At 43.8% G+C, this 2,794-nt stretch carries 2 protein-coding genes; both read left to right on the forward strand.

Going from position 1 to position 2,794, the window contains the following annotated elements:
• The coding region (gene polX, locus HP456_RS22330; protein WP_172255191.1) for a DNA polymerase/3'-5' exonuclease PolX at window positions 1-1,440 on the forward strand (1,440 nt) is incomplete at its 5' end.
• 72 nt (window positions 1,441-1,512) lie between these two features.
• Window positions 1,513-2,794, forward strand: a 1,282-nt coding sequence (locus HP456_RS22335; protein WP_376766248.1) for an endonuclease MutS2, incomplete at its 3' end; no start/stop codon positions are given.

Here is a 2,794-nt window from a genome sequence, read left to right on the forward strand (position 1 = left end):
CAGCTTCCGGGACTTGGAGGCAAGAAGATTGCCAAGCTTTATAGTGAACTGGGTGTGGAAGGGATTGAAGATTTGGAGGAAGTATGCCAGTCCGGGAAAGTCCAGAGTCTTCCGGGCTTTGGAAAGAAATCAGAGGAAAAGATACTGGCTGCCATCGCACAGGCCGGCAAACGTCCTGACCGCCTTCCAATTGCGTTCATGACTGGGATAGCAGAAGAAATTGAAGCGCACATGACCAATATAAAAGAGATCGTTACCTTCTCAAGGGCGGGCAGTTTAAGAAGGATGCGGGAGACGATCAAAGATCTGGACTTTATCATTTCAACGGACGAACCTAAGAAGGTTAAGGACGAATTATTGAAGCTCCCTCATATTGTTGAAACGATTGCAGCGGGCGAGACGAAGGTGTCGCTTACCCTTCAATATAAGTGGGACGTAAGCATCGACTTTCGAATCGTTAAGCCGTGTGAATTCGCCACAACCCTCCACCACTTCACCGGGTCTAAAGAGCATAATGTCCGGATGAGGCAGCTTGCAAAAGAAAGAGGCGAAAAAATCAGTGAGTACGGGGTTGAAAATAGCGAAACCGGCGAAATCAAAACATTTAATACAGAAGAAGAATTTTATGAGTACTTCAACCTGCCGTTCATTCCGCCAGAATTAAGGGAAGACGGGAAGGAAGTCGATGATTATCATAAAGACTTTAATTTGATCGGGTCCACTCATATACAAGGAGACCTGCACATGCACACCACCTGGTCGGACGGGGCTTATTCCATTGAAGAAATGGTTCAGGCATGCATTGCTAAAGGCTACCGATATATGGCCATTACCGACCATTCGAAATACTTACGTGTTGCAAATGGATTATCGGATGAACGGCTGTTAAAACAGATAGAGGAAATCAAGGAAATCAACAAGAAGTATAAAGAGATTGAAGTTTTGTCAGGAATTGAAATGGATATCCTCCCTGACGGATCCCTTGATTACGATGATGAGATCCTTGAAAAGCTGGATGTGGTCATCGCTTCGATTCACTCAAGTTTTTCACAATCAAAGGAAAAAATCATGGAACGCCTGACTACTGCACTTAATAGTGCGCATGTGGATATCATCGCTCATCCGACTGGAAGAATCATCGGGCGCAGGGATGGATACGATGTAGATATGGATATGCTGATACAATTGGCAAAGGAGACGAATACAGCGCTCGAGCTGAATGCGAATCCTAACAGGCTGGACCTCTCAGCTGAAAACATCCGGAAAGCCCAGGAGCAGGGTGTGAAGCTCTTTATCAATACGGATGCTCACAGCCATGAACACCTTGAGTTCATGAACATAGGTGTTTCTACAGCAAGAAAAGGCTGGATTAAGAAAGATACGGTTATCAATACCTGGGGTAAAGAAGAACTGTTAAACTTTTTAAATAGAAACAAATGATTCAAAAATCGGAACGTTTTATGAAAGATGTCCAATTCATGAAACATTGTTATTAAAGGTGGAATAAAGTCTGTGAATTCAAAAGTACTCAAAACACTGGAATTTGATAAAATAAAAGAATTGCTGAAAAGATTTGCTGCGTCTGCTCTTGGACATGCAAGAGTGACAACTCTTGCACCATCGGTGGACTTTGACGAAATTACGGGCATGCACCAGGAAACAGATGAAGCGATGACGATCCTCAGGTTGAAAGGACATGCTCCACTGGGGGGGATCTTTGATATCCGTCCCCATGTGAAACGTGCTGGAATCGGGGGCATGCTGTCCCCTGGTGAATTGGTGCAGATAGGCAGCACAATTCGTGCAAGCAGAAAGCTAAAAACGTTTGTAGATGAGTTAGTGGACGATGAGGTGTCCATTCCCCATCTGGAGGCTAAATTGGCTTCGGTCATCCCTCTGCCTCATTTAGAGAAGGAAATCCGAAATGTCGTGGATGATAACGGTGAAATTCTTGATTCAGCAAGTGAAGCACTGCGTACAATCCGTTCACAGCTTCGTGCAAACGAAGGAAGGATCAGGGAAAAGCTTGAGCGTATGATAAGATCTTCCAATGCTTCTAAAATGTTGTCGGATGCAATCATCACAATCCGAAATGACCGGTATGTCATTCCTGTAAAGCAGGAATATAGAGGGCATTACGGAGGAATCATTCATGATCAATCATCTTCAGGTCAAACATTGTTCATTGAGCCTGAAGCAATCGTCCAATTAAATAATCAATTGCGTGAGCTGCGGTTGAAAGAGCAAAATGAAATCGAGAAAATCCTACTTGAACTTTCTGAAAAAGTAAAAGAAGCAGAGAATGAATTGCTGTTAATTGTGAATGTTTTATCAGATATTGATTTTATGTTCACTAAAGCAAAATTCGGTCAATCCATCAAAGGTTCCAAACCAGTCATCAATAATGAAAGAAGGATTAAATTAAATAAAGCACGTCATCCATTATTGCCGATTGATGATGCTGTTGCCAATGACATTGAATTGGGCAATGAATTTTCATCCATCGTCATCACAGGACCGAACACGGGAGGGAAAACAGTCACGCTCAAGACGCTGGGCCTTACAAGCATCATGGCACAAGCCGGCCTCCCGATTCCTGCGCTGGATGGATCTGAAGTCGGAATATTCCGTTCCATCTATGCGGATATTGGAGATGAACAATCGATCGAACAAAGTTTAAGTACATTCTCCTCCCATATGGTGAATATTGTGGAGATCTTGAAAAAAGTGGATCAGGAGAGCCTGGTCCTGTTCGATGAACTGGGAGCAGGGACGGACCCGCAGGAAGGGGCCG

It is taken from the genome of Bacillus haikouensis, assembly GCF_013179555.1.
GTDB classification, from domain to species: Bacteria; Bacillota; Bacilli; order Bacillales; family Bacillaceae_B; genus Rossellomorea; species Rossellomorea haikouensis_A.